The sequence below is a fragment of the Streptomyces sp. NPDC002076 genome (assembly GCF_053593835.1).
The window spans coordinates 1-23,801 of sequence record NZ_JBSFDI010000024.1; the positions used below are offsets into that span (position 1 = coordinate 1).

Here is a 23,801-nt window from a genome sequence, read left to right on the forward strand (position 1 = left end):
ATGCCCATGGACGCGAACCCTAACTGCAGACTCTGACATCGCTCCGGTCTCGTCTGTCAACTGCCTGCCGACAGCCATAGGAAACGATGTCTTAGGCGGCGTGTTTTCGGCGGCCGACGGGTCATCGCGAAGTGGGTCGATCGCTTCCGCCGGGGAGGAAGGGCTGACAGGGGAGGCTCCGGCTGTTCGGTATTTCGTCGACATGCCGGTGGGGCGATGGCCATATCCGATCGGTGAGCACGCGACGCGGCTGGGCGCCCGGCACCAGTCAACCGCCCTGCTCGGCTGCTCTTGCTTTGCCCGTGCCAAGCCTCTATAACGTGTTCTGCAGGTATCGGCGGGGATGGCCGGAAATGGCAGTTGCCGCCGACCAGGGGGGATCCTCGGCTCCGTCGCGATCGGCATCAATGCCCGCTGACCGACGGAGACCGAACCATGACCGACGACGCATATCGTGCTGCCCTGACCCGCCTGGCCGTCGACCCGGCCTTCCGTGCCGAACTCGACGGCGACACCGACGAGGTGGCGCGAAGACTCGGCCTGTCGCCCGCGCAGGTCGCCGAACTCCGCTCCCTCCGCGTCGAGTCCGGCACCGACGGGGGACCGGCCGCTCTCGACCCACGGCTGTCCAAGTCGTCCCTGTTCTTCGGAAGTGCGGCGCATGCGCTGGCGCACCACGACGTCCCGGCCGACCACGCCGCATCAACCGGCCATGCCGTACGGGCGGACCACGTCTCCGCAGCTACGCATGACGTCTCCGCGACCCACGCCGTTCCGACGGACCAGGTCTCCGGCGACCACGACACCGGGGGCCCGGCCTCCGCCGGCCACTCGTCGGAGCTGCCGGATCCGGGCGCGGGTCAAGGGGGCGTCGGCGGTGTCGACGTGGCGTCGACCGGCTCCCACAGCCTGCTCGGCGGCCCGCTGCTGGACCAGTCGCCCCTCGAACCGGCCGGTGGCCAGGGACAGTTCGGAGATTTCGGAGATTTCGGAGATTTCGGGGACTTCGGCGGCTTCGGCGGTTTTGACGAGCACGGGAACGCGGGTATGGGCGCGGACCTCGGCGGGCTCGGTGGGCAGGTCGGCGGCGGTGCCGAAGGGGGCTTCGGCGACTTCGGCGCCGGGGGCGACGGCGGGTTCGGCGGAGCCGAGGGAGGCTTCGGCGGGTTCGGCGGCGGTGGCGACGGTGGCTTCGGTGACGGGGGGCTGGGCGCCGGTGGGTTCGGCCATGGTGGGTTCGGTGACGGCGGCCTCGGTGGCGGCGGTCTCGGCGATGGTGGGTTCGGTGATCTCGGTGGCCATGGCGGCTTCGGCGGTGCCGGTGGGGACGGCGGCTTCGGCGGTGTAGGCGGTGAAGGCGGTAGTGACGCCGGTCACTTCGGTCATGGGGGCATCTACGACCGCGACGGCGGCGATGGTGGCGGTGGCGGTGGCGGTGGTGGTGAGGGTGGTGGTGACCCGGAGAACACCAACCGTCCCAGTGGTGGCGGTGGCCATGGCGGCGGTGACAGCGGTGGCGGTGGTGGTGAGGGTGGTGGTGACCCGGAGAACACCAACCGTCCCAGTGGTGGCGGTGGCCATGGTGGTGGCGACGGTGGTGGCGGTGGTGGTGAGGGTGGTGGTGATCCGGAGAACACCAACCGTCCCAGCGGCGGTGGTGGCCATGGTGGTGGCGACGGTGGTGGCGGTGGTGGTGAGGGTGGTGGTGACCCGGAGAACACCAACCGTCCCAGCGGTGGCGGTGGCCATGGTGGCGGTGACAGCGGGGGCGACGGAAACGGCGGAGGCAGCCAGGAGAACATCGGTCGGCGTCCCGGCGGTTTCGGTGAGCCCGGCGGTGGTAATCGCATCATCGTCCAGGGCGGCCTGCCCGCCTCGGGCGAGGGTGGCAGCGGTGATCACATCATCGTCCAGGGTGGCCTGCCCGCCTCCGGCCTCGGAAACGCCGCCACGCACCTGCCGGACTCCGGCCCCGCCGCGGAAGCCGACGCCGGCTTCGACGGAGGAACCTTCGCCAGCGGTTCCGGCGCGGGCTGAGCCACCGAATGCTCTGCCATCTCTGCCGCGTCCACGTGCGGCGCGACTTCCCGTACTGCCTGCACTGCGGCACCCCGCGCCGGGGTGCCGCACCGACGTCGTACGCCGCGCCCCAGCTGCGCGGCCTCGACGACGCCACCCTGCTCGTCGCGTTGACCGGACCTGTCACCATGCTGGGCCGGGGCGAGGACAACGACGTCGTCCTGTCCGACGGCAGCGTCTCGCGCCGCCACGCCCGTATCGTCCGCACCGCCGAGGGTTTCCGGATCGAGGACCTGGACTCCTTCAACGGCATCGCGGTCGGCGGTGTCGAGCTGCACGGTGGCGCGGCCGGCCTCACCGACGGCACCGAACTGTCCGTCGGTGACGTACGCCTGGTGTTCGAGCAGCCCCGCGACGCCCGGATCGGCTCCCGCACAATGGTCGTCGGCACCCAGCTGACCCATCTGCCCACCGCCGGAGGGGAGGAGGCCCCGGAGGCGAACGGCCCGCTCACCGCGCGCCCCCGACGGCGTTCCGGCTGGGCCCTCAAGCAGGTCCCCACCGAACGCGGCGCCCCCCGCTGGGTGCTCAGCAGCACCCGCACCGGCCGCTATCTGGAACTGGACGAGCGCCAGGTTTTCCTCTGGCACGCCGTCGACGGTGACAACACCGTACGGGACCTGCTGTTCGCCTACGCCGACCGCTACGGCGAACTCGCCCTGCCCCGCATCGAGTCCGCGCTGGCCGCGTTCGCGGAAGCCGGGTTGCTGCGCGGTCTGCCCGGCCGGCCGGAGGAGGAGCGGCCGAAGGGCTGGCGGCGCGCGGCGAGTGCCATGTACCGGGCGCTGCTCAAGCTGGAGGTGTCCGTCCCAGGTCTCGACCGACTGGTGACCCGGCTCTACCGGGCCTTCGGCTGGCGGCTGTTCACCCGGACCGGGGTGCTGCTCGCCTGGCTGTCGGTCGCCGGCGGCCTCGTCGCGTTCTTCGCCGCCCAGGGCCGGCACCACCTGCTCGACTTCGGCGGAGCGGGCGTGTGGGGCCCGGTCCTGCTGGCCGCCGGATACGTGACCGCGCTGCTCGTCCACGAGCTGACGCACGCGCTGGCCGTGAAGTCGTACGGCCGCAAGGTCCGGCGCGGCGGGTTCCTGCTGATGATGGGCATGCCGTTCGCGTTCGTGGACACCAGCGACATGTGGTTCGGCTCCCGCTGGTCACGGGTCGTGGTGGCCCTGTCCGGGCCGCTGTCCACAGCGGCGCTGGCCGGCTGGTGCGCCACGGGCGCGGCCGTGCTGCCCGCGGGCCCCGTCTCGGCCATCCTCTACCACCTCGCCTTCGGCCTCTACCTGAACACCCTCTACAACTTCAACCCGCTGATGCCGCTGGACGGTTACCAGGCGCTGACCGACGCCCTGCGGGTGCCCCGGCTGCGCGAGGAGGCGAGCGCCTACTTCCGCACGGGCCTGTGGCGAGACCTGCGCGCGGGCAAGCGGCCCGGCCCGCGCCAGGCGGGCATGGCCGCCTATGGCCTCGCGGTCGTCGTGGGCACCTACGGCTTCCTCACCCTCGCCCTGCTGGCCTGGCGCTCCCGGATCGGCGACCTGCTCGAGGGCCGGCTGGCCGAGCCGTGGACCACGGTGATCGAGGCGGCCGTGGTCGCCCTGGTCGCCTTCCCGGTGTGGGCCGCGCCCGTGCGCTGGCTGCTGCGCCGGGTACGGCGCCGGCGGGGCGCGAAGGACGTACCGCAGGGCGCCGGGCTCCCCGCGCCGGTGGAGGGGACGGCATGACCCAGGACACGCACGCCGACGGCGGCTGGGCCGTACCCGGCTACGAGGCCGTCCGCACGCTCGGCGAGGGAGCAGGCGGCCGGGTCGTCCTCGCCCGGCACACCGCGACCGGCGTGCCCGTCGCCGTCAAGTACCTGAGCGAGCGCCTGCGCGCGGACCGCGATTTCCTGGCCCGTTTCCGGGCCGAGGCCCGGCTGCTCGGCGAGCTGCGGCACCCGTGCGTGGTGCGGCTGTACGAGTACATCGAGGCACGCGCCGGTGCCGCGATCGTGATGGAGGCGGTGGACGGCGTCAGCCTGCGCCACCTGCTGCGCCGGCACGGGGCGACCGGCCCCGAGGCCGCGCTCGTCCTGCTCAAGGGCTCCCTGCTCGGGCTGGGCGCGGCCCACACGGCCGGGGTGGTGCACCGCGACTACAAGCCGGAGAACGTCCTGGTCCGCGCCGACGGCACCAGCGCGCTCGCCGACTTCGGCATCGCGGTGCGCGACGGCCGGGAGACCGAGGCCGCGGGCACGCCCGCCTATATGGCGCCGGAGCAGTGGAACGGCGAGCCCGCCGGCCCGGCGGCCGACGTCTACGCGGCGTCGGTGGTGTTCTTCGAGTGCCTGACCGGCCGGCGGCCGTTCCCCGGCGGGGATGTGACCGCGCTGCGCCTGCAGCACCTGCGCGCACCGGCCCCGCTGGACGACGTACCCGCGCCGGTGCGTGTGCTGCTGCGCGCGGGCCTTGCGAAGGACCCGGCGGACCGGCCGGACGTCGAGACGTTCCTCGCCGACCTGGAACGGTCAGCCACCGAAGGCTATGGCGCCGGCTGGGAGGAGCGCGGCCGTCGCAGACTGGCCGAACTCGCCGCGCTGCTCGCCCTGTTGTTCCCGTTCACCACGACCGCCGCGCTCGACGGCTCGGCCAGTGCGCTGACCCTGCTGGGCCGACTGAAACGAGGGGGGTGGAAGGCGGCGACCGGTGGGGTGGCCGCGCTGGCGGTCGTCGCGGGCGGAGCGACGTACGCGACGGGCCGCCCGCACGACACGTCGACGACGGTGGCGAGTTCGACCCCGTCATCCCCGTCACCGGTCGACTCGCCCACCAAGCCGGGCGCTTCACCTTCCGCATCCATCTCGCCCGCCGTCGCCCCGCCCACGGCCGACCCACCGCCCTCCGTCACGCCCTCGGACAGCCCGTCGCCCTCGCCGACGCCGTCCACGGAGACGACCGCACCGGCCGAGCCGCCGGCCACCGCGTCCCCGAGCGCGGCCACCCCCGGCACGGTCACCCTCACCATCGGCTCCTGGCAGCGCGGACAGAAACCGGGCACGCTCATCGCGGCGGTGTCGGTCCAGACGACGGGCACCGGTCCGCTGACCGTCACCGCGAACTACTACGTCGACACACCCGCCGACCCGTACGGCTCCCAATCCCAGCCCTTGTCCGGGAGTACGCGGTACGACCTGACCTTCGAGGCCGACTTCTCCAACCACCCGTGCCGGGGCACCTGGGAGGTCACGCTCAGCAGCGACCCGGCGGCAGCGAACGGTCCCCAGACGGCCTCCCTGGACGCACCGCCGTGCTGACCATGGCCCCGGCGGACCCGAGAGCCACCCCCTGCCGCGACGAGAACGGATCGACATGACGACAGCCACCACAGTGGCCGGCCGCCCCCTGTCCGGCTGGTCACGGCACACGCGCCACGGCACCTGGCATGCCCTGCTCCCCGCCCGGTCCGGCGAGCCCACCCTCGGCGCGCTGCGCATCGACCGCGCCCTGCTGGCGCCCGAAGGCACGCGTGAGCGCCTGGCGGCGGTGGTGCTCACCACGGCGAAGCTCAGGCTGCCCGGCCTGCTCGGCACGGTCGACCTCGTGGCCGAGGCCGGTGAGGTGTGGTTGCTGACGGCCCGGCCACCGGCCCCCACGCTGGCCGACGTCCTGGCGTCGGCCAACGGCCCTCGCCCGGACGCGGGCAGCGTGGCCAGCATCCTCAACGAGACCGCCCAGACCCTCCTCGCCCTGCACACGGCAGGCTTGACCCACGGCTCACTCGGCCCCGACACCGTCGTGATGGCCCCGGACGGGGTCGCCCTGCTGGCCGAGGCGGAGCTGGGCATGGTGCTGGGCGACGCGGCCGCGGTACGGGTGTCGGGTGACACGCCGCACGCCGCCCGCCAGGCAGGCGACACGGCTGCCTGGGCTGCCCTGGCCCGCACCCTCGGCGCCGCCTGGACGCAGCCCGGAACCCCCGCGGCGGACCTGGTCGCCCGCTGCTCCGCCACCGCCGAGTCGGAGGGGCTGGCGGCGGCCAGGGCCGCCCTGGTGGGCGGGCGCGCGGCACTCCCGGCGGACTTCCTGCGCCGCACGGCGCTGCGCGCGGCGACTGCCGCGTCGACCCCGGAGTTCGCACCGCCGAAGGGACCGACACCGTCCGTTGCAGTGGCTCCCGATCGCCCGACTCCACCGACGAACCGTCACCCGGCGCCGGCTGACCCCGCTCCCCGCCCCACCGCCCCCGAACACCCTGCTTCCGCGCCCGACCGCGCGTCCCACCCTTCAGCCACCGCCGACCAACTCGCCACGGCGGCCCGCGCCCACAGCGCCGCGGGCCCGGACCCGCGAGTTCCCCTGCCCGCCCCCGGACCTCACCCACCAGCCGTCGCCGACCAGGTCACCACGGTCGGCCGCGCTCGCCGTCCCACCGACCCGGACACTCAGGCGACCGTCCTCGGCAAGCGCAACCGTGCCACCTCGCTTCCGGTGGCGGCAGGGGAGGACTGCGGCGAGATCCTGCTCCGGTTCGGGCCCGGGGTTCCCTCGGAGGATCAGGACGCCCTGCGTGCACGATGGCGGTCCGAGGCAGCGGCAGCCACCTCCCCACGCTCGCGCCGCAGACGCCGGGGATGGATCGTCAGCACCGCCGTCGTCGCGATCGCCGCCGTCCTGCTCTGGCTGCTGCTGCGCCCGGCCCCCGCTCCCGCGGTCGTCGCCGTGCAGGTCCAGGCCCCCGCCGGGCCGTTGCACTGCGATCAGACGGCCGACCTGATAGGTGTCGTCACCACCGACGGGCACGGCGGCCCTGTCACATACCGGTGGCTGCGCGCGGACGGTCAGGACTCGGGCGAGCTGATACGCAGCGCCCACCGCGGTGAGCGCCGGGTCAGGGTGCACTTGCGCTGGACGGTCCGCGGTTCGGGTCGCTTCCGGGGGACCGCCCGCCTGAGGATCTCGCGCCAGTCGGCCCCGATGGAGGCGAAGGCGAGCTTCAGCTACGTCTGTCCTTGAGAGCCACCGCCGTGTTGCCCAGTGAGCCGCGTCGCATCGGAGCGGGGAAGGCTTGCTATGCAACGAGTTGCATAGAAGGATCGGCGGCATGGCGCTCGAACACACGATTTTGGTGTCGCTCCTGGAGAAGCCGGGATCCGGCTACGAGCTGGCACGGCGTTTCGAGCGGTCCATCGGCTACTTCTGGACCGCGACCCACCAACAGATCTATCGCGTGCTCAAGCGCATGGAGAACGACGGTTGGGTCGACGCCAGGGACATCCCGCAGCAGGGCCGGCCGGACAAGAAGGAATACAGCGTCGCCGACCTCGGCCGGGCGGCGCTGTCGTCCTGGTTGCACGATCCGATCGAGCCGGAGAGTGTCCGCCACGACCTGGCCGTGAAGATCCGGGGCGCCGCCTTCGACGACCCTGCCGCCCTGATCCGCGAGGTGGAGCGGCACCGGCAGGCGCACCGGGACCGGCTGGCGCACTATCTGGCAGGAGAGGCGCGGGACTTCACGGGGACCGAGGCAGACACGGCCGGTCCGCAGGGACCGCTCGACGCGGAGCGGGAGCTCCAGCACGTCGTACTGCGCGGCGGCATCGCGTACGAGCGGATGATGATCGACTGGCTGGACGACGTCCTTGCCACGCTGGCTCGGTTCGGTCCGTGCCGCTGATCGCCGCCGCACCCTCCGCAGGTCCTCCCGATCCTGCCAGTCCAGCCGTACAGAGTTCCGATTCCCCCCGTCCACCAGCCGAAAGGCGTCCTCACCATGGCTGACCAGCTGCTGTTCAACCCGCGCACCTACGACCCCGCGCACTTCGACCCCGAGACGCGCCGCTTGCTGCGTGCCACCGTCGACTGGTTCGAGGAGCGCGGAAAGGGGCGGCTGATCGAGGACTACCGGACCCGTGCGTGGCTCGGCGACTTCCTCGCCTTCGCAGCGAAGGAGAACCTGTTCGCCACCTTCCTGACGCCGTCGTCCGCCGCGGGGGAGGGTGAACCGGACAAGCGGTGGGACACCGCCCGCATCGCCGCGCTCAACGAGATCCTGGGCTTCTACGGCCTGGACTACTGGTACGCCTGGCAGGTCACGATCCTCGGACTCGGCCCGGTCTGGCAGAGCGACAACGCCGCCGCCCGCTTGCGCGCCGCGGAACTTCTCACGCGCGGAGAGGTGTTCGCGTTCGGCCTGTCCGAGAAGGCCCACGGCGCCGACATCTACTCCACCGACATGCTGCTGGAGCCGGACGGCAACGGCGGCTTCCGGGCCACCGGTTCCAAGTACTACATCGGCAACGGCAACGCCGCCGGACTCGTCTCCGTCTTCGGCCGCCGGACCGACGTCGATGGGCCCGACGGCTACGTCTTCTTCGCCGCCGACAGCCGTCACCCGGCCTACCACCTGGTCAAGAACGTCGTCGACTCCTCGAAGTTCGTCAGCGAGTTCCGCCTGGAGGACTATCCCGTAGCGGCCGCGGACGTCCTGCACACCGGCCGCGCCGCCTTCGACGCCGCCCTCAACACGGTCAACGTAGGCAAGTTCAACCTGTGCACCGCCTCGATCGGCATCTGTGAGCACGCGATGTACGAGGCTGTCACCCACGCCCACAACCGCATTCTCTACGACCGTCCCGTCACCAGCTTTCCGCACGTGCGGCGCGAGTTGACCGACGCGTACGTCAGGCTCGTCGGAATGAAGTTCTTCAGCGACCGCGCCGTCGACTACTTCCGCTCCGCCGGCCCGGACGACCGCCGCTACCTCCTCTTCAACCCGATGACGAAGATGAAGGTGACCACGGAGGGCGAAAAGGTCATCGACCTGATGTGGGACGTCATCGCGGCCAAGGGCTTCGAGAAGGACAACTACTTCGGCCAGGCGGCCGTGGAGATCCGCGGTCTGCCGAAGCTGGAGGGTACGGTCCACGTCAACCTTGCGTTGATCCTGAAGTTCATGCGCAGTCACCTCCTCGACCCGGTCGAGTACCCCGCCGTGCCGACCCGCCTGGACGCGGCCGACGACGACTTCCTGTTCCGGCAGGGACCGGCCCGCGGCCTCGGCGCGGTGCGTTTCCACGACTGGCGGCCCGCCTTCGACACGTACCCGCACCTGCCCAATGTGACCCGCTTCCGCGAACAGGCCGACGCGCTCAGCGTGTTCGTCGCCACGGCCGCCCCCGACGCGGAGCAGAGCCGCGACCTCGACCTCCTCCTAGCGGTCGGTCAGCTCTTTGCCCTCGTCGTGCACGGGCAGCTCGTCCTGGAGCAGGCCGCCTTGACCGGACTCGACGAGGACGTGCTCGACGAACTCTTCGCCGTCCTCGTGCGGGACTTCTCCGCGCACGCCGTCGAACTGCACGGCAAGGACTCGGCGACTGAAGCGCAGCAGGACTGGGCGCTGGGTGCGGTCCGGCGGCCGGTCGTCGACGCGGCTCGCACGGAACGGGTCTGGCAGCGGGTCGAGGCGCTGTCCGGCGCGTACGAGATGGCCCCGTAGACGCGCCGTAAGCATCACCGGTGGCCGGGCCGTGTGGGCCCGGCCACCGGTCGGTCAGGGTTCAGCCCCGTGTGCCGCGCAGCCGCGACGGTGTCGCCGGACGCGCGGCCACGGCACGGCGGAGCAGGTCGATGTGGCGCCCTCGTGGGCTGGTGACCGATCACCCCCCTGCCCTCGTGGACGGCGGAGAGGCGCAATCTGGCGCTGTCGCAGGAACGCTGAGTGACTGAAGCGGGCGCTCAGCCGGCATCGCAGAGGATGCTTTCGGCTCCAAGATCTTCGCCCTCCGGCGTACCCCGTCCCAAGAAGTGGGCGCCGGCCGCAGGCCCTGGGCCCGCGACGGTCCGACCTGACACAGATCGTAGGGACCGCCGGAAGGGTTTCTGGCGGGTCTCGCCGTATCACCCGCTATCACGAACTGGGCGGACGCTCTCGGACCAGTAGCCCCTGACCGGGACCTCCGCGCGGAGCCGTGAGACGCCCGAGCCGCACCGCAGCGCTCCGGCGCGGCTTCGGCGTGAGATCGGTTGCGCTCGCACGAGTGGTTCCCGGGAGCAGTGCAGGAACGCCTGCCCAAGCAGCCGACCCGCCGCAGGAAGGCACTCCCCGGTGCGAAATACTCTCCCGATGAGTTCACGCACTTCCCCGATCAGCCAGCCGATCACGATACGGAGGGCCGTCGCCCGGGATGCCAAACGGCTCACGCGGCTCGTGCGTGGCTCAGGCGCCTACGAGGGTAAGTACGCAGCCGCAGTCGCGGGCTACCGGGTCGGTCCTGATTACATCGAGGCCCACCGCACCTTTGTGGCCGTCGGCGCCGACGAGCATGGAGGCCGGGTCCTCGGGTTCTACTCGCTCGTCCTCGCGCCACCGGAGCTCGACCTGCTGTTCGTCGCCGACGAAGCGCAACGACGGGGTATTGGACGGCTGCTCGTGGCGCACATGCAGTCCGAGGCCCGTGCCGCCGGGCTCGACCGTCTCAAGGTCGTGTCGCATGTTCCCGCCCAGGACTTCTACCACCGTGTCGGTGCAGTGCGGACCGGGACAGCATTCGCGAACCCGCCCGCCGTGCCGTGGGACCGTCCCGAATTCGAGTTTCGCATTCCTTCGGAATGACGCGGTGTGCCGGTTGGCGGGGCACCGGCTTCGCCTGCATGGGTGGCCGGCATGCGGGAGCCGCTGGACGCAGCGCGCTGCCTCTGCCCTGGCGGGGGGATCGCCTGCGCCAGCGGCCTCTCCCGGCGACTTCCTCGCCTCCGGCACTCCCAGGGCCATCGAAATCACGTACACCTCGACTCGTTCCACACACGATCGAGAGTCACCGTCAGCGCGGCGGGAGGCTTTGGACAGGGGCATCAGAGCCTGACTGTCGTGGGTGTCGGCCAGGTCCGACTCGGCGTTCGGATCGTCGTAGGCATCGACGACGGCGATGGTCCTGCCGGAGCCGCCGACGGAGGCGGCGGAGGTCAGGCCGTAGGCCGACTGCAGGTCGCTGGGGCTGTAGCCGGTGGGGGAGTTCCCGGCGGCTTTCGGCCGGACGCTCTGGGGGCGATCCCTTCTTCGCCGCCTGCTCTTCCAGGAAGGCGGTGGTGCCGCTGATGACGCGCAGGGCGTTGCAGGATGCGCAGCCCTTCTTCGGCGTGCCGGCGCACTGCAGCATCTCAAGGCAGAACCGCCGGCCCGCCCAGCGCTACGGCGTCGGTGGCCGCTGCGGGGAGCGGAGTACGAGCAGGGTGATCTCGCTGGGGGCGAAGACGCGGAAGGGCGGGCCCCAGAAGCCGGTGCCGCGGCTGGTGTAGAGGAGGGTGCGGGTGCCGTGGTGGCTGAGGCCGGCGAGGGCGGGCTGGTCGATGCGGACCAGGTGGTGGAAGGGCCAGATCTGGCCGCCGTGGGTGTGGCCGGAGAGCTGGAGGTCGATGCCGGCGGCTGCCGCCCGGTCGACGAACTTGGGCTGGTGGGCCAGGAGCAGGACGGGTAGGTCGGGGTCGGCGCCGTGCAGGGCTGCGGCGAGGTGGGCGCGGTGGCCTGCCAGGCCGGAGGACTCGGCGGTGACGTCATCCACGCCGGCAACCACGAGGGTGTCGCCTCCGCGTTCGAGCAGCAGATGGCGGTTGCGCAGCGGCTCCCAGCCCAGCTCGTCCATCAGGTCGACCCAGCCCTGGGCCTCGCTGTAGTACTCGTGGTTGCCGGTGACGTAGACCCGGGCCCGGGTGGCGCGCACGGTGCCGAGTGGTGCGGCCTGGGCACGGCGGCGTTCGGCCGTGCCGTCCGCGATGTCTCCGGTGTGGCAGACCACGTCGGCTTCCAGGGTGTTGACCGTCTCGCAGACCCGTGCCGACCAACGGGCGCGGTCGAGCGGGCCGTAGTGGGTGTCGGTGATGAGGACGACGCGGATGCCGTCCAACCCGGCCCCCAGCCTTGGGAGTTGCACGTCGAGTCGGCGCACGCGTGGCACGCGGCGGGCTTCGGCGTACCCCCAGGCGAGCAGTACGGCGGTTATGCCCAGTACGGCCCAAGTGACGAGTCGGGCCCGGTCCTGGCTCTCGCCGACACCGGCCACAGTCAGGGCGAGCCGCAAGAAGACGCCGAGCAGAACGGACCAGGTGAAAAGAACCCAGCTCGTGCCCAGCAGGGTGTCACCGATGATCGCCGCCCAGTCCTGCTGGCGCCGGCCGTGGCCGCGCACCATCGCGAGCGGCATACCGATCAGGCCGAGGACGAACAGGCCGGTGCCGGCCAGCGTGACAGGGAGCGGCCAGTGCTGGCCGGTGTACAGGAGCACCCAGCCGGGCACGGTCCACAGAAGTACGGGGGCGATCAGGGGGATGTAGCGCATGAAGCGGTGCAGCCGGGTCTGCTGAGTCGCGTGCGCTGCACTCTCGGCGGATCGGGTTTCGCTGGTGTCGGTCACGCTTCCCCTCCTTGAGCAACCAGGCTGCCGTCACGCGCACTGTATCCGGCCGTCGCGATGCGGCCGGACGGACGGGGTGCTCATGGTGGGCAGCCCCATGTGGCGAGGTGGCCTCCGAGTTCGCCCCCGGCTCACGCCGTTGGTGACTCTGCTCCTGACCGGGGGCGGCGGCGGCTTCGAACGGTGAGGCGTAGAAGCTCGGGAAGTACCCGGGTCCGGGGTCTGACTCATGCCACGCCTGACCGAAGTGTCCTGGACGCGGCGAAGCGGAGCCAGATCATGTTCGTCAGGCAGCGAACTGACATGGCGCGCGAGGTACAGCATGGCGAGGGCAGCCGCCGGTGCCCAGTCTGCGCCACCACGGTTGCCCTCTTCCTAGTTCGTTCTTAGCGCTTCCGTCGACGTCCGCCCCGACTGGCAGGCGCTCGGCCAGTAGCCGGCGCGCCTGGTGTAGTCGTGCCTGTCTGCGGACCGGGCCGGTCTGCCGAGACGACCAGGGCGGCGAGGAGCGTGGTGACCGGTACGGAGGCGACCAGTCCGATGGATCCGACCAGGGTGCGTACGATCTCTTCGGCGACCAGTTCGCTGTTGGCGACCGTGCTCACGCCGCTCTGGGCGATGGAGAAGAGGAGCAGGAGGGGGAGTGCGGCGCCGGCGTAGGCGAGGACGAGGGTGTTGACCACGGAGGCGATGTGGTCGCGGCCGATGCGGATGCCTGCCCGGTACAGTCCGCGCCAGCCCATCGTGGGGTTGGCGTCGTGCAGTTCCCAGACGGCCGAGGTCTGGGTCACGGTGACGTCGTCGAGCACGCCGAGGGAGCCGATGATGACGCCGGCGAGCAGCAGGCCGCTCATGTCGAGCTTCGGGAAGAGGCCGTGGATCAGGCCGGTTTGGTCGTCGGTGTTGCCGGTGAGCGCGGCCCAGTCGATGAACTGGGAGCCGAGGATGCCGATCAGTGCCAGTGAGACCAGTGTGCCGAGCACGGCCACCGAGGTGCGGGCCGATAGGCCGTGGCACATGTACAGGGCGATCAGCATGATCGCACTCGACCCGACCACCGCCACCAGGAGCGGGTTCGAGCCCTGCAGGATCGCGGGCAGGATGAAGAAGTTCAGCACCAGGAAGCTGATGGCCAGCGCGACCAGCGCCATCACGCCGCGCAGCCGGCCCACGACCACGACGGCGAGGGCGAAGATGCCGGCGAGCAGGCCCATCGGGAAGCGACGGTTGACGTCGGTGACCGAGTACTGCAGATCCTTGGGCGCGGAGGGTTCGTAGGCGGTGACGACCTGCTCGCCCTGGTGGAGCTGCCGTGCCTGGTCGGGCTGCACGATCTCGGTGAAGGTGCGGCCCTTGTCCTTGCCGGTGTCGACCCGGATCGTGGCCTTGTGGCAGGTGCCGCTCGTCTCCTGCTGTGCCGAGTTGCCCTCGGCGGTGGAGGTGTCGCCGGTGGGGGTCTCGCCGGAGGCGTTCACCGACTTGCAGCTCACCTCGACGACCTTGGTGACCGTGGCCTGCTGGGTTTGCTGGTCGAAGCCGACACCGGTGCGCTTGTGTGGCGGGGCTCCGCCCGGCCACAGCACCACGAGCCCCACGACCACGGCGGCGGTGAAGGGGATCAGGATGGCCGCGATGACCTTGCGCAGGTGCCGGGAGACCGGAGCGGCGGGTCCGTGGCTGTGGGTGTGCGCGTGTCCGTGACCGTCGGTGCCCGCTTCAGGACGGTGGTCGGAGCCATGTCTGGGATCGGTCACCGTGATGGGCCCGTTGCCCATCATGGGGGCGTGCCCATGGCCGCTTATGGCCGGAGGGGGAATGTGACCCGTGTCTGCATCGGGCCCGTAGCCGGGGTGGGGTATCGACTCGGGAGGATTCCTGTATTCGTAGTCGTGCCCGTACTCGCTCGCATGGCCGCCTCTGGTTCCCGATGGGGCGCCGACCCCGTTCCAGTTTCCGGCGCTCTGCCGGTCAGCGGTTCCCATGCCGTCTCCCTCGTGGTTGTCCCTGCCCCCTCCGAAGCCGGTCCTGCGCGGCGGCTCTGAGGAAGAGTACGGGAAGGGCTGTGTGGGGTCTCAGCACGAGCATCGCCGCCATCGGTCCCGAGGGTCGTTCAGGCTGGTCAGCAGAGTGAGCCACCACGGAAGAGGCCACCGAAACCCTCCAGCGTCAGCCTCTGGGCCGCCCAGCCCCTCCCCGGCATGCTTCGCGGCTACGGCCCTTCGCCGTGAGCGGGGTGCGGATGAGCTGGGCTCAGTCCTCGTCCTGGGCGCGCCGGTAGAGCTTGGCGATGTCGTCGTCGAAGTACGCGGCGTAGGAGACATCGTCCTGGTCGCCGCCGCCCTCATGGCCGCCCAGGACGCCGATGACCGTACCGGTGTGGCGCTTGGAGTCGTATTCGGCGAGCCAGGGACTGCCGCTGGTCCCGTCCTCGAGGTCGGCGCACTGGATGCGCAGCTGCGTGTCGCTGAACTTCGTGGTGCGGTTCTGGCACGAGATGGGGGTGTCGCGGCTGGTGGGATAGCCGGTGATCTTGACCTTGTTGTCGAAGCCGCGGTCCATGCCGAGGGTGTTGCCGCCCAGGACGTCCTGGATGTCCTTGCCGTCCTTCTGGTCGAGGAGGAGGAAGGCGACGTCGAGGTCCTCGTCCTGCGACTTGGCCCAGCGGTCGTCGACGACCACCTTGCTGACCTTCCACAGGCCGGTGGGTTCGTCGCCGTTGCGGTAGCCGGGGGCGAAGACCAGGTCGTTCAGCGGCTGTCCGGAGTCGGCGTCGAAGGCGCAGTGGGCCGCGGTGATCAGCATGTTCCGGCCCGGACTCTGCACCACGCTCGCCGTGCAGAAGTGGGCGCCCTGGTCGTCCTTCTCGAAGACCGCGCCGATCCGGGCGTTCTCCTCGGTCCTGCGGGGGGTGTACGCGTTGCCGTCCTTGGCCGGGGCCGTCGCGGGGAGGTCCTGGTCCTGGTCCCGCTGGGACTGGCCCGGTTCGCCGGACTTGCCGAAACCGCTGCGCCCGCTGGTTCTGGCCGCATGGAATTCCCCCGCGGCGTCGCCCATCACTGCGGCTGCCCCGACGATGACCAGGATCAGGGGCAGGATGGAATTCCTGACTAGCGAGCGCACAAGGTCATTATCGATGCGAGCCGGGAGTTCGGGAGGTGCTTCACCGGGAGGCTCCCGTCACAATCCACCGTCGGGATCGGCCATCGGCCCCCCGGGCGAACGTGCCACCCGTGACGTCATATGGTCCGCGGGGCACCCCTGCGTACGCCGCCGCCGTGACCGGCGGTGCCGTCATACCGGGGGCGGGGCGGGTGGGCGCCCGCCGCGGCGGAGGCGAGGACCAACCGGGCGCGAGCGTGGGCGAGGGCGTCGTGGTCGTCGTGGGCGACGCCGCGCCGGGCGGCCAGGTCGACGTTGCCGAAGGCGGCGCGGACGACTCCCGGAGCGGCGCAGACCTCAGGGGCCCGCTCGATGTCGAGGGCGGTTTCGACCAGGGGATTCAGCGGGAGCGCCCGGCCGCACGGGCGGCGATCTCCGCGAGGACGGCCGGATCCTCGGCCTTGGGCACCATGAGGGCACTGCCGTGGCGGGGCGCTCGTGCCAGGTCCGCCTCGAACCACGGGGTTCCGGGCGGATCGACGCGTACGACGGCCCGGTTGCCGAGGGCGAGCCATGCGGCGCCCGTTGTCGCGGGCGTTCTCCTTGTCGCCGGGGTCCGGGTTGCTCATGCGAAGGTCACCTCGGCGCCGGCGTGCCGGGTCTCGCGGTGGGTGGCGATGTGCAGTTCGGCCTGCCCATGGGAGGGGGTGCCGTCGGCCAGGAGGTGCTCGCCGACGAACACCGGTCGGTGCAGCCGGTACGACAGCGAGCGTACCTGCCGCTCGGGGGCGTTCCTGCGCACCAGGTCCAGCATCAGCAGCGCCAGCAGGGGGCCGTGGACGACCAGGCCGGGGTAGCGCTCCACGTCACGGACGTACGGGGTGTCGTAGTGGATGCGGTGGGCGTTCGATGTCCCACCCCAGCCGGGCCCGGGCCCGGCCCGAGATTTCCCGGTGCTGGTTCGGTGCTGACTTCCGAAGGCCGAACGCGGCAGACTACCAAGTCGTAGCCCTGATCCCGCGCCGCATGAGTTCTCGTACGCGGCCACAGTTGGGAGCCCGGCCGGCCGGAAAAAGCTCCCCGGTAGACCGAACGTCCCCCAGGCATTGCACGTCTTCAGGTGCGTAGGCGCGCACTGACCTCGCGTGCCGATTCGTATTCGAGGGGACCCGAAACACTAATGAAGACCAAGCTGACCGCCGTGGCCCTTGCGGCCGTCGTTGCCGCCGGCACTGCGGCTGCCGCCATCCCGGCCTCGGCCGCCCCCGCCAAGGCCGCGCCGACCCGCTGCCACACCGCCGACCTGAAGGCCGGCTTCGCCATGGGGGATGACGCGAAGCCGGAGATGGGGCAGACCGCGAAGCAGACTCAGGCGTACATCTGGTTCACCAACCGGAGCAAGCACACCTGCACCCTGTCCGGCTTCGCCGGTGTCGACATGGTCGGCGCTCAGCAGACCGACGGCACCTGGTCGCTGGCGCGTTCCTCCGAGAAGCCCGAAAAGTTGACCCTGGGGCAGGGGGACACGGTGGACTTCAGCATCACTCTGCTCCCGGTGGCCAGGTCCACGCCGCAGAAGCAGAAGTTCGTTCCGGCGAAGTTCCTGGTCACCCCGCCGAACGAGACGACGCACTTCACCCTGAAGTGGCCGTTCGGCGGCCAGATCCTCAAGCAGGACGGAGCCACCCACCCGGGTACCTACGTCAGCCCGGTCGGTCTGTAACCAACTGGACGGCCTCTGAGCTTTCCTTCAGCGTCGCTGGTGGCCACCGGGCTCCCGGAATGAGTTGTAGCCTCCGGGTGGTGCGGTGGCCACGTCCGACGAGCGGCACACCCGGCCTTCTCGCCGGGGCCCTGAATGTTCCGCCCGCGTGACGGTGTTGCGCTCGGTTGGCGGCCTGATCGGCCTTTTCCGGGATGACATGTTCAGAGCCAATCCGGGCCGATGGGCGTGCCGGAAGGGCCGTCCGGCCCCCCTTCGCCGCCACGTTTCCTCGGGCCGCTCTCCGGTCAGGGCGGGACCCGTGGCCCTCACCCGCGGCCGCCGGTGGGCTCAGCATGGAGTGTGATCCCCTCCACCGGGCGAAAGACGGGCTGACTCATGTACCCGAACGATGGTTTCCGTGAACTCGGTCGTCACGAGTGCCTGCGTCTGATGGCGACGGCCCCCATCGGCCGAATCGTCCACACGCGCCAGGCGCTGCCCGCGATCGTGCCGGTCAACTTCAGCCTGGACACCGACGGAGCGGTGCTGCTGCGCACCGCGGCGGCCTCCGGGCTGGCCCGCGCGGTCGACGCCGCGGTCGTCGCCTTCGAGGCGGACGCGGTCGACGTGGACAAACACTCCGGGTGGAGCGTCGTCGTCACCGGCCGGGCCGAGATCGTGACGGATCCGGCCGAGGCGGCACGCCTCGAGCGGATCGGCCCGCACTCCTGGGCTCCCTCACCCGAGGAGGCCTTCGTGCGCATCGAGCCTGAACTGGTCACCGGGCGCGAACTGGTCGGGGGCCGCACGGTGTACGGCCTGCACCTCTCCGCCTGACCACTGGCACCTGCGCCCGCGACCTGGCCCGTACAGCCCTACGGTCCACGGAACCGTCCGTGTGCCGTGTCGCGAACGATGCGGAGGCAGTGATGACCGTGACAACCCGTCCGGACGTGGACGCACCCGCCGACGCCTGGCGTGGATGCGTCGGCCGGCGCTGGCGCGAACGGATCGACGTACGCGACTTCATCCAGGCCAACTACACGCCGTACGAAGGCGGTCCGGAGTTCTTGACCGGCCCGACCGAGCGCACACTCGCCGTCTGGCACACGGTGGCAGAGCAGGCCGTGATCGCCAAGGCGGGCCCGCATCTCGTGGGGGCCTCGCACGATTGAACAGGCCACGCGGCGAGTGGTGCTGGGGAGCATGATGCACAGCTGCCGGCCTTCATCTGCGGCAACCCCAGCAGGTGGCCGGCCGGGGCGTCCTCGGCCACCCGGTGAACCGGATGCGCGCCAACGGGATGGGCGCTGTCCAGCAGTTTCTCACGCCGCGATGAGTTCGAAGCCGGACCGCGATCAGGCGCCGTCGGACTCGTTGTCGGCGGTGAGCCGGACGCCGGTGATCAGATCCGGGCGGATGCGTACCGCGTAGTCCATGGTCCGTTTTACCCAGGGGCTGAGCAGTGCCTGGTAACGGGCCAGTTCCTCCGAGTCGGTCACCAGGTGCGCGTAGCCGGTGACCACGACGCTCCAGCCGAGGTGCGTGTCGGGGTCGATGGCGTCGGCCTCGTAGGCCACCACGACGCCCTGGCCGTCGGCCTGCCCGGCGCGCGCGGTCAGAACCGCGCCCTCGTGGGTGCGGATGACGATGTCGCCGTTGTCCAGGACATGGTTGACCGGGCGGACGGTCGGCAGCGCGTGGCGGGTGAAGACGACCCTGCCGAAGGACACGCTGCCCAGCAGTCGCAGGGCTTCGTCGCTGTCCAGCTCGATGCTCCGGCGCGGCCCGGCAGGGAGGGACTGGGCGGTGTCGATGGTCATGGGAGGCTTCCGTGCGGTGTCGTGGCTCACTGCTGCGTGTCTTCGGCCGGGGCGGCGGGGCTGCCGCACGGCCTGCCAGTGCGGTCGCGGACGGTGCGCCGGTACGGCATGTCCCTCGTCCCTTCAAGGTGTGGCCGGTTGCCTGTCCGTGGCAACCGGTTGGGAGCCACACGGACAGGCGTGATCAGGTCATTGGACCGGCAGTGGACGTCCTCACGCCAGGGCCGTTCGGCCCTTGTCCGTGACCGGTCGGCCCTGCACACCCCAGGAGCAGCGAACACGATCGGGCTGCGTGCCTTCAGCGCCATGAGCGCCTTGAAGACGGTGGTCGAGGTCGGGTTGGTGACCGTTGTGATCGCGCAGACCACGTCGGCGAGCGCCTTGAGTCCGTTCGTGACCAGATGGTCCACGGTGATGCTGATGTTGGACGGCGCGCCTGCAGTTGCTGTTGCCTGGATTCCGGCCTCATGACGGGTCATCGGGGAGGTCTCCGTTGACGAGAGCCGTCGGCGGTGGCCGACGGTGTGCGGACGGGAGCGGCACCGCGGGGGATCGGTGCCGCTCACGCCTCCACTCTCGTCCTGCCTGATCCCGACTCCCAGGTGCCTATGGTCCCTTCCGGGGGGTTGAACGGCACTGGTCCGGCCACACCGGTCGACTCGGGCTACTCTCGGCCGCAGTCGGCACCTCCGCCGCGCCACGGAGGAGGAGTGGCCGACCTGCGGGCCTCCTCCTTGCGGTGCAGGACACGGTTCATCTGGCTGCGCAGCCGGTCCTGCAGCCGGTCCGCCAGTTCATGGGCCGTGGCCTCCTGGGCATGCACGACCACGAGAGTGTTCCCCACGACGAGCTCGGCACCGGCGGACCAGGGTCGCTCGGCGTGGTGCGCCACCGCCCTGGTGACCCTCACCGCACCACGCACGGCGGGCACCCCGGGCCGGCCGAGGAGCGCGTCGACTTTCTCCCGTAGGTATGCGATGGCTTCCTCATCCACATCGCCTTCCACGCGCACCGCGACGGCGACGGTGTTGGTGACCTGGGCGTCGGTGTCCTCGGCAGTCATGTGCTCCGCTCCTTCTGATCGTTTCGCGGGCTCCAGACTTCTGCGAGTACCGGTCCTGGTCCAGGGCTCTCAGGCCCGAGCAGCGGGGCCGTTGGGCCTGCACCCTGTGAGGTGGTATGCCTGTTTCGTACCCGGGCGGCAGCGGATCTCAAGGCCGCGGGACACTACGGGCGGACAACAGGGTCGCCCGGCCCTGGCCCCTCGGCCGGGATGCAGCGGTTGTACCTGGCCGAGAAGACGGTCAAGAACCACATCTCCCGTCTGCCGGCCAAGCTCGGCGTCGAGCGCCGCATCCAGGCCGCCGTCATCGCCACCCAGGTCCAGGACCGGCAGCGGCAGGAAGGGCACTGAAACGGGAGGCCGACGGGGGACGAGCGAGACAGAATCGCCGGGCGACTCCGAGATCATCCGGCGGCGCATTCGGTCAAACCGGCTTGCCCGCATCGGCCGGTCCGTTCCGCTGACGTGGTGTCGTCCGCCCCCGCGGTTCGACGCCGAGCCTGCCGAGTGCCTGAGTTGAGCACCGCCTCCAGCAGGCCGTGTACCCGGTCGCGGATGCCGCGGGCCGAGCCTCCCACCACCCTTCCAGTCCTGCACGAGCTGCACGATCTCCTTGAACGTGGCCCGTTCACACGGCGCTGCCGGCTCCGTAGGGGGCGTAGAGGTCCAGCAGCCGGGTCCTGGTGGTACGGAGGCGGTGGGCCAGTACGTCGCCGGCCCACTGGGTGACGGCACGGCCGAGTGCCGGGTCGTCCTGGCAGAGGGAGCGGACGGCCGTGGCGTCGAACTCGTAGGCCCGTACCTGGGTCGCCGCTGTGGCGCCCATGTGCCACACGTGCGGCGCGAACAGCCAGGACAGTCCGACGAGTTCGTTGTGGCCGAGGGTCTCGATGATGGCCCGGCGCCGGCCGGGTACGTGTGTGTCGAGATCGATGGAGCCGGTGCGGATGATCCAGAACCGGTCGGCACGTGCACCTTCGCTGAAGATGCGCGTCCCCTGCGGGAAGGACACTTCCCGGGCAAGGCGCATGAGCCGTTGCCGGTGTTGGGTGGGCAGCGCGCGCAGCATGCTCGGGGTGTTCATGGCCGGCCTCCCGGTCAGGGTGTACGAACCGATACCTCCAGCGTGTGGTGCCGACTCCGACCGGGCGAGGGGCCATTGGGTCCGGAACAGGGCCATCCGGCCCCGAGGTGGATGACAGCGAAGACGGCTGCAACCCCCATCTCGAACGAGCCGTAACGGCATGGCACCGCCGGCCGGTTGGCACCGCCTCGCGAGCCCGGCCGCAGCTGAGGACTGCCGTGCCGAGGATCAACGCGAGCAGAGGTCCCGGCAGCGCCGGCACGTGCCGCTTCACCGCGAAAGGACCACAGACATCCTGATCTACGTCTGTTTCCGCCGCGCGACGCGAAGAGGGGCCGTTGGACCCCATCCGTCGGCCGGCCCGGGGCTGTTCGGCCCTATCCGGCCCGGGTACCCCTCCGACGATCACGGAGCGGCGGCCGGGAAGGCGCCAGGTCCATACCCGCACCACGGCACTTCCCGGCTCGTCGTCGACATGGCAGAAGGGGAGGACACCGTCCGGTGGACCAGGCACAGATACACAAGGTGGGGACCGCGCGGCCGAGTGCCGGGGGCACCGTGGCCGCAGGGACGACCGGACGGACCGTACGGCCGCCGTGGACGGAGTGGCTGACGATCACCGACCACAAGAAGATCGGGACGATGTACCTGGTCACCGCGTTCGCCTTCTTCATCATCAGTGGTGTGATGGCGCTGCTGATGCGCGCGGAGCTGGCCAGACCCGGCCTGCAGATCATGTCGCAGGAGCAGTTCAACCAGGCGTTCACCATGCACGGCTCGATCATGCTGCTGATGTTCGCGATGCCGCTGTTCACCGGCTTCGCCAACTGGATCATGCCGCTGCAGATCGGCGCCCCCGACGTCGCGTTCCCGCGCCTGAACATGCTTGCCTGCTGGCTCTTCCTGTTCGGTTCGTCGATCGCGGCCTTCGGCTTCCTGACTCCGGGAGGCGCCGCGAGGCTGATCGCGCCCAGATGGGCCTGGCGGCGGCGGAAGACGCGGCGCATCTCCAGCACGCGGTGCCGGGCCGCCGGGTCGCGCAGAGTCCGGCCGGCGATGCCCACGGCCTGCGCGAACCCTACGATGCCGGTCATGCGATCCCCCTTCTGCGCGATCCGTCGGGGCGCCGGGCCGCCGACGTGCCACCGTCATCCCAAGGAAGCCACGGTCTCTCGCACGGTTACCCGTGCATACGGCGTGCAGCAGGAGTGACGGTCCCGCGGAGCGTCAGGCCGGGAGAACCCTTGCCGGCCTCTCGCGCCCGGCGCTGGGAGCGCATCAGGACGGAGCCGGGCCCTGCGGCTTCCCGCCGTCCGCGTCGAACACCTTGGTGAAGGTGGCCCCGCACCGGCAGCGGGAGTGCTCGATCAGTTCTCCCTCGGCCGACACGCTCAGCCCCTGGCTGAGCCGCACATGCACATGATCACCCATGAGGAGCTGCCTTTCTTGACATCGTCTGGTCCGGTCATCGTGGAGGCCGACCACGTGGAGCGACAATGCCGCAGCTCACACGTGAGTGCAGATTGTGACGCCCCCGAGGGTCCCGCCGCAGCGCCCAGGAAGTCGGCGTGCGAAGTCCCTGGCATACAGTGCGCGCCCGCCTTCAAGGGGCAGGCGCGCACTGTCCGGATCATTCGGACGGCTTCGTGGACGGCTGGGCTGCTCGTTCGCCGGGTTGCGGCTGCGGGTGACCGGCGGCGTGCAGCATCGGCGCGGTGTGCCGCTCGGGACGATGGCCGCCCTCGACCGGGACACGGCTGCGCGGCGCCTCGGCGTCACCGGGCAGCGGCACGGGCCGGCGCGCCACCAGGCGTCCGACCCAGCGGCGGCCGCAGTGCTCGCAGGGCGGGGCGCCCTGCGGCGTATACGGGGAGGGAACGGCGGTGTTGTCGCGGTAGAAGACCTCCCACTCGGCGTCGAGAGCGTCTCGGTAGCGCTGGACGTCGTAGTCGACGCTCCAGTTGTGCCAGCACGAGCCGCAGGTGAACTCCACACGTTCGACAGCGAGTTCGGTGATCACTGCACTGCACCTCCCATCCGGTGCGCAGGAACGATCCGGGGTGCTGACAGGGCCGCGTCGAGGGAGGGATACAGGGGCAGGTCTGAAGCGGCGCCGCTGCTGTGCAGCAGCCGCTCCGTCCGTCCTTGTGGGCATACCAGGCGTAGCTCCCCCTGGTCCCGGTCCAGCAGCGTCCGCACGGACATCAGAGCGTTGAGTCCGTCGGCGTCGGCATGGGTCAGTCCGGACAGGTCCAGAATCAGATGCTGGTGCCGGTGCTGCGCGTGGACGGACGCCGCGAAGTCACGCAGTTCCCGGGCCGTGGCCGCGTCCAGGACGCCTTTGATCTCTATCGCGGCCCAGCCGTTGTGCCAGTGCGCGGCGAGGAACAGTGCCATGATCCGCACCCCGCTCTCTACGTCTCAGTGTCTGTGTGAGCCGCCCACGGTCGGCGTCCTTGGATCTCTGCTTCCACTCCTTCGCCCACTGCGCCGCTCTGCGTTCCGCGCAGTCACGGGAGTACCGCGGACACCTCCGCTATACCTCGCCAGACTTGACAAGG

The 23,801-nt window shown here is 70.7% G+C and carries 21 protein-coding genes and 4 pseudogenes; 12 read left to right on the plus strand and 13 right to left on the minus strand.

Annotation, left to right across the window (positions count from 1 at the left end; genetic code table 11):
• Window positions 1–702: 702 nt before the first annotated feature.
• Window positions 703–1,956: a hypothetical protein gene (locus ACWCQS_RS36570; protein WP_451008472.1), complete on the minus strand. Its 1,254-nt coding sequence runs from the start codon at window positions 1,954–1,956 to the stop codon at window positions 703–705.
• A gap of 116 nt (window positions 1,957–2,072) precedes the next feature.
• On the opposite strand from ACWCQS_RS36570, the gene ACWCQS_RS36575 reads away from it, so the two are divergent.
• From ACWCQS_RS36575 to ACWCQS_RS36600, 6 genes are all read left to right on the plus strand, one after another.
• Complete coding sequence (locus ACWCQS_RS36575; protein ID WP_451008473.1) at window positions 2,073–3,803, plus strand: FHA domain-containing protein; 1,731 nt, start codon at window positions 2,073–2,075, stop codon at window positions 3,801–3,803.
• The gene (locus tag ACWCQS_RS36580) at window positions 3,800–5,374 is read left to right on the plus strand and encodes a serine/threonine-protein kinase (RefSeq protein WP_451008474.1); all 1,575 of its coding nucleotides are present in this window, start codon (window positions 3,800–3,802) and stop codon (window positions 5,372–5,374) included. The genes ACWCQS_RS36575 and ACWCQS_RS36580 overlap by 4 nt, the downstream gene beginning before the upstream one ends.
• Before the next feature lie 55 nt (window positions 5,375–5,429).
• Window positions 5,430–7,073 carry a hypothetical protein gene (locus tag ACWCQS_RS36585; protein WP_451008475.1) on the plus strand — a complete coding sequence of 548 codons (1,644 nt, stop codon included), beginning with the start codon at window positions 5,430–5,432 and terminating at the stop codon, window positions 7,071–7,073.
• Between the two features lie 88 nt (window positions 7,074–7,161).
• Window positions 7,162–7,734, plus strand: coding sequence for a PadR family transcriptional regulator (locus ACWCQS_RS36590; protein WP_451008476.1), 573 nt, complete (start codon window positions 7,162–7,164; stop codon window positions 7,732–7,734).
• A 96-nt stretch (window positions 7,735–7,830) separates the two neighbouring features.
• Window positions 7,831–9,555, plus strand: a complete 1,725-nt coding sequence (locus tag ACWCQS_RS36595) for an acyl-CoA dehydrogenase family protein (RefSeq protein WP_451008477.1) — start codon at window positions 7,831–7,833, stop codon at window positions 9,553–9,555.
• Window positions 9,556–10,182: 627 nt separating this feature from the next.
• Window positions 10,183–10,671, plus strand: coding sequence for a GNAT family N-acetyltransferase (locus ACWCQS_RS36600; protein WP_451008478.1), 489 nt, complete (start codon window positions 10,183–10,185; stop codon window positions 10,669–10,671).
• A gap of 264 nt (window positions 10,672–10,935) precedes the next feature.
• On the opposite strand, the pseudogene ACWCQS_RS36605 reads toward ACWCQS_RS36600, so the two are convergent.
• The 6 genes and pseudogenes from ACWCQS_RS36605 to ACWCQS_RS36630 form a co-directional block, all read right to left on the minus strand.
• Window positions 10,936–11,215: pseudogene (locus ACWCQS_RS36605) on the minus strand (peptidase S8); the annotation flags it as partial.
• A 30-nt stretch (window positions 11,216–11,245) separates the two neighbouring features.
• The gene (locus ACWCQS_RS36610) at window positions 11,246–12,466 is read right to left on the minus strand and encodes a metallophosphoesterase (protein ID WP_451008479.1); all 1,221 of its coding nucleotides are present in this window, start codon (window positions 12,464–12,466) and stop codon (window positions 11,246–11,248) included.
• A 386-nt stretch (window positions 12,467–12,852) separates the two neighbouring features.
• Window positions 12,853–14,244 carry a YibE/F family protein gene (locus ACWCQS_RS36615; protein ID WP_451008480.1) on the minus strand — a complete coding sequence of 464 codons (1,392 nt, stop codon included), beginning with the start codon at window positions 14,242–14,244 and terminating at the stop codon, window positions 12,853–12,855.
• Window positions 14,245–14,716: 472 nt separating this feature from the next.
• A complete protein-coding gene (locus ACWCQS_RS36620) occupies window positions 14,717–15,586 on the minus strand; it encodes a trypsin-like serine peptidase (protein WP_451008481.1) in 870 nt (289 codons plus the stop codon).
• 116 nt (window positions 15,587–15,702) lie between these two features.
• Window positions 15,703–16,194 carry an aldolase/citrate lyase family protein gene (locus ACWCQS_RS36625; protein WP_451008482.1) on the minus strand — a complete coding sequence of 164 codons (492 nt, stop codon included), beginning with the start codon at window positions 16,192–16,194 and terminating at the stop codon, window positions 15,703–15,705.
• Window positions 16,191–16,430: a hypothetical protein gene (locus ACWCQS_RS36630; protein WP_451008483.1), complete on the minus strand. Its 240-nt coding sequence runs from the start codon at window positions 16,428–16,430 to the stop codon at window positions 16,191–16,193. Before ACWCQS_RS36630 ends, ACWCQS_RS36625 begins: the two co-directional genes overlap by 4 nt.
• Window positions 16,431–16,745: 315 nt before the next feature.
• On the opposite strand from ACWCQS_RS36630, the gene ACWCQS_RS36635 reads away from it, so the two are divergent.
• The 3 genes and pseudogenes from ACWCQS_RS36635 to ACWCQS_RS36645 form a co-directional block, all read left to right on the plus strand.
• Window positions 16,746–17,288, plus strand: a complete 543-nt coding sequence (locus ACWCQS_RS36635; RefSeq protein ID WP_451008484.1) for a DUF4232 domain-containing protein — start codon at window positions 16,746–16,748, stop codon at window positions 17,286–17,288.
• A 378-nt stretch (window positions 17,289–17,666) separates the two neighbouring features.
• Window positions 17,667–18,107 (plus strand): pyridoxamine 5'-phosphate oxidase family protein, encoded by a 441-nt coding sequence (locus ACWCQS_RS36640; protein WP_451008485.1) that lies wholly within the window; start codon window positions 17,667–17,669, stop codon window positions 18,105–18,107.
• Between the two features lie 92 nt (window positions 18,108–18,199).
• A pseudogene (locus ACWCQS_RS36645) lies at window positions 18,200–18,388 on the plus strand (hypothetical protein); the annotation flags it as partial.
• A 240-nt stretch (window positions 18,389–18,628) separates the two neighbouring features.
• On the opposite strand, the gene ACWCQS_RS36650 reads toward ACWCQS_RS36645, so the two are convergent.
• On the minus strand, window positions 18,629–19,093 hold the full coding sequence (locus tag ACWCQS_RS36650) for a pyridoxamine 5'-phosphate oxidase family protein (RefSeq protein WP_451008486.1): 465 nt from the start codon (window positions 19,091–19,093) through the stop codon (window positions 18,629–18,631).
• A gap of 306 nt (window positions 19,094–19,399) precedes the next feature.
• Here ACWCQS_RS36650 and ACWCQS_RS36655 point away from each other — a divergent pair, with 306 nt between their 5' ends.
• Window positions 19,400–19,564 carry a hypothetical protein gene (locus ACWCQS_RS36655; protein ID WP_451008487.1) on the plus strand — a complete coding sequence of 55 codons (165 nt, stop codon included), beginning with the start codon at window positions 19,400–19,402 and terminating at the stop codon, window positions 19,562–19,564.
• A 193-nt stretch (window positions 19,565–19,757) separates the two neighbouring features.
• Here ACWCQS_RS36655 and ACWCQS_RS36660 read toward each other — a convergent pair whose 3' ends face one another.
• Entirely contained in the window at window positions 19,758–20,156 is a 399-nt protein-coding gene (locus tag ACWCQS_RS36660) for a hypothetical protein (RefSeq protein ID WP_451008488.1), read from the minus strand.
• 213 nt (window positions 20,157–20,369) lie between these two features.
• Here ACWCQS_RS36660 and ACWCQS_RS36665 point away from each other — a divergent pair.
• Window positions 20,370–20,507 (plus strand): annotated as a pseudogene (locus ACWCQS_RS36665) (LuxR C-terminal-related transcriptional regulator); the annotation flags it as partial.
• 277 nt (window positions 20,508–20,784) lie between these two features.
• Here ACWCQS_RS36665 and ACWCQS_RS36670 read toward each other — a convergent pair.
• The gene (locus ACWCQS_RS36670; RefSeq protein ID WP_451008489.1) at window positions 20,785–21,240 is read right to left on the minus strand and encodes a cyclic nucleotide-binding domain-containing protein; all 456 of its coding nucleotides are present in this window, start codon (window positions 21,238–21,240) and stop codon (window positions 20,785–20,787) included.
• Window positions 21,241–21,741: 501 nt separating this feature from the next.
• Here ACWCQS_RS36670 and ACWCQS_RS36675 point away from each other — a divergent pair.
• A pseudogene (locus ACWCQS_RS36675) lies at window positions 21,742–22,197 on the plus strand (cbb3-type cytochrome c oxidase subunit I); the annotation flags it as partial.
• 321 nt (window positions 22,198–22,518) lie between these two features.
• Here ACWCQS_RS36675 and ACWCQS_RS36680 read toward each other — a convergent pair.
• The 3 genes from ACWCQS_RS36680 to ACWCQS_RS36690 form a co-directional block, all read right to left on the minus strand.
• Window positions 22,519–22,671 carry a hypothetical protein gene (locus ACWCQS_RS36680; RefSeq protein WP_450982563.1) on the minus strand — a complete coding sequence of 51 codons (153 nt, stop codon included), beginning with the start codon at window positions 22,669–22,671 and terminating at the stop codon, window positions 22,519–22,521.
• 199 nt (window positions 22,672–22,870) lie between these two features.
• Entirely contained in the window at window positions 22,871–23,260 is a 390-nt protein-coding gene (locus tag ACWCQS_RS36685; RefSeq protein WP_451008490.1) for a hypothetical protein, read from the minus strand.
• On the minus strand, window positions 23,257–23,637 hold the full coding sequence (locus ACWCQS_RS36690) for an STAS domain-containing protein (protein WP_451008491.1): 381 nt from the start codon (window positions 23,635–23,637) through the stop codon (window positions 23,257–23,259). The genes ACWCQS_RS36685 and ACWCQS_RS36690 overlap by 4 nt, the downstream gene beginning before the upstream one ends.
• Window positions 23,638–23,801: the final 164 nt, after the last annotated feature.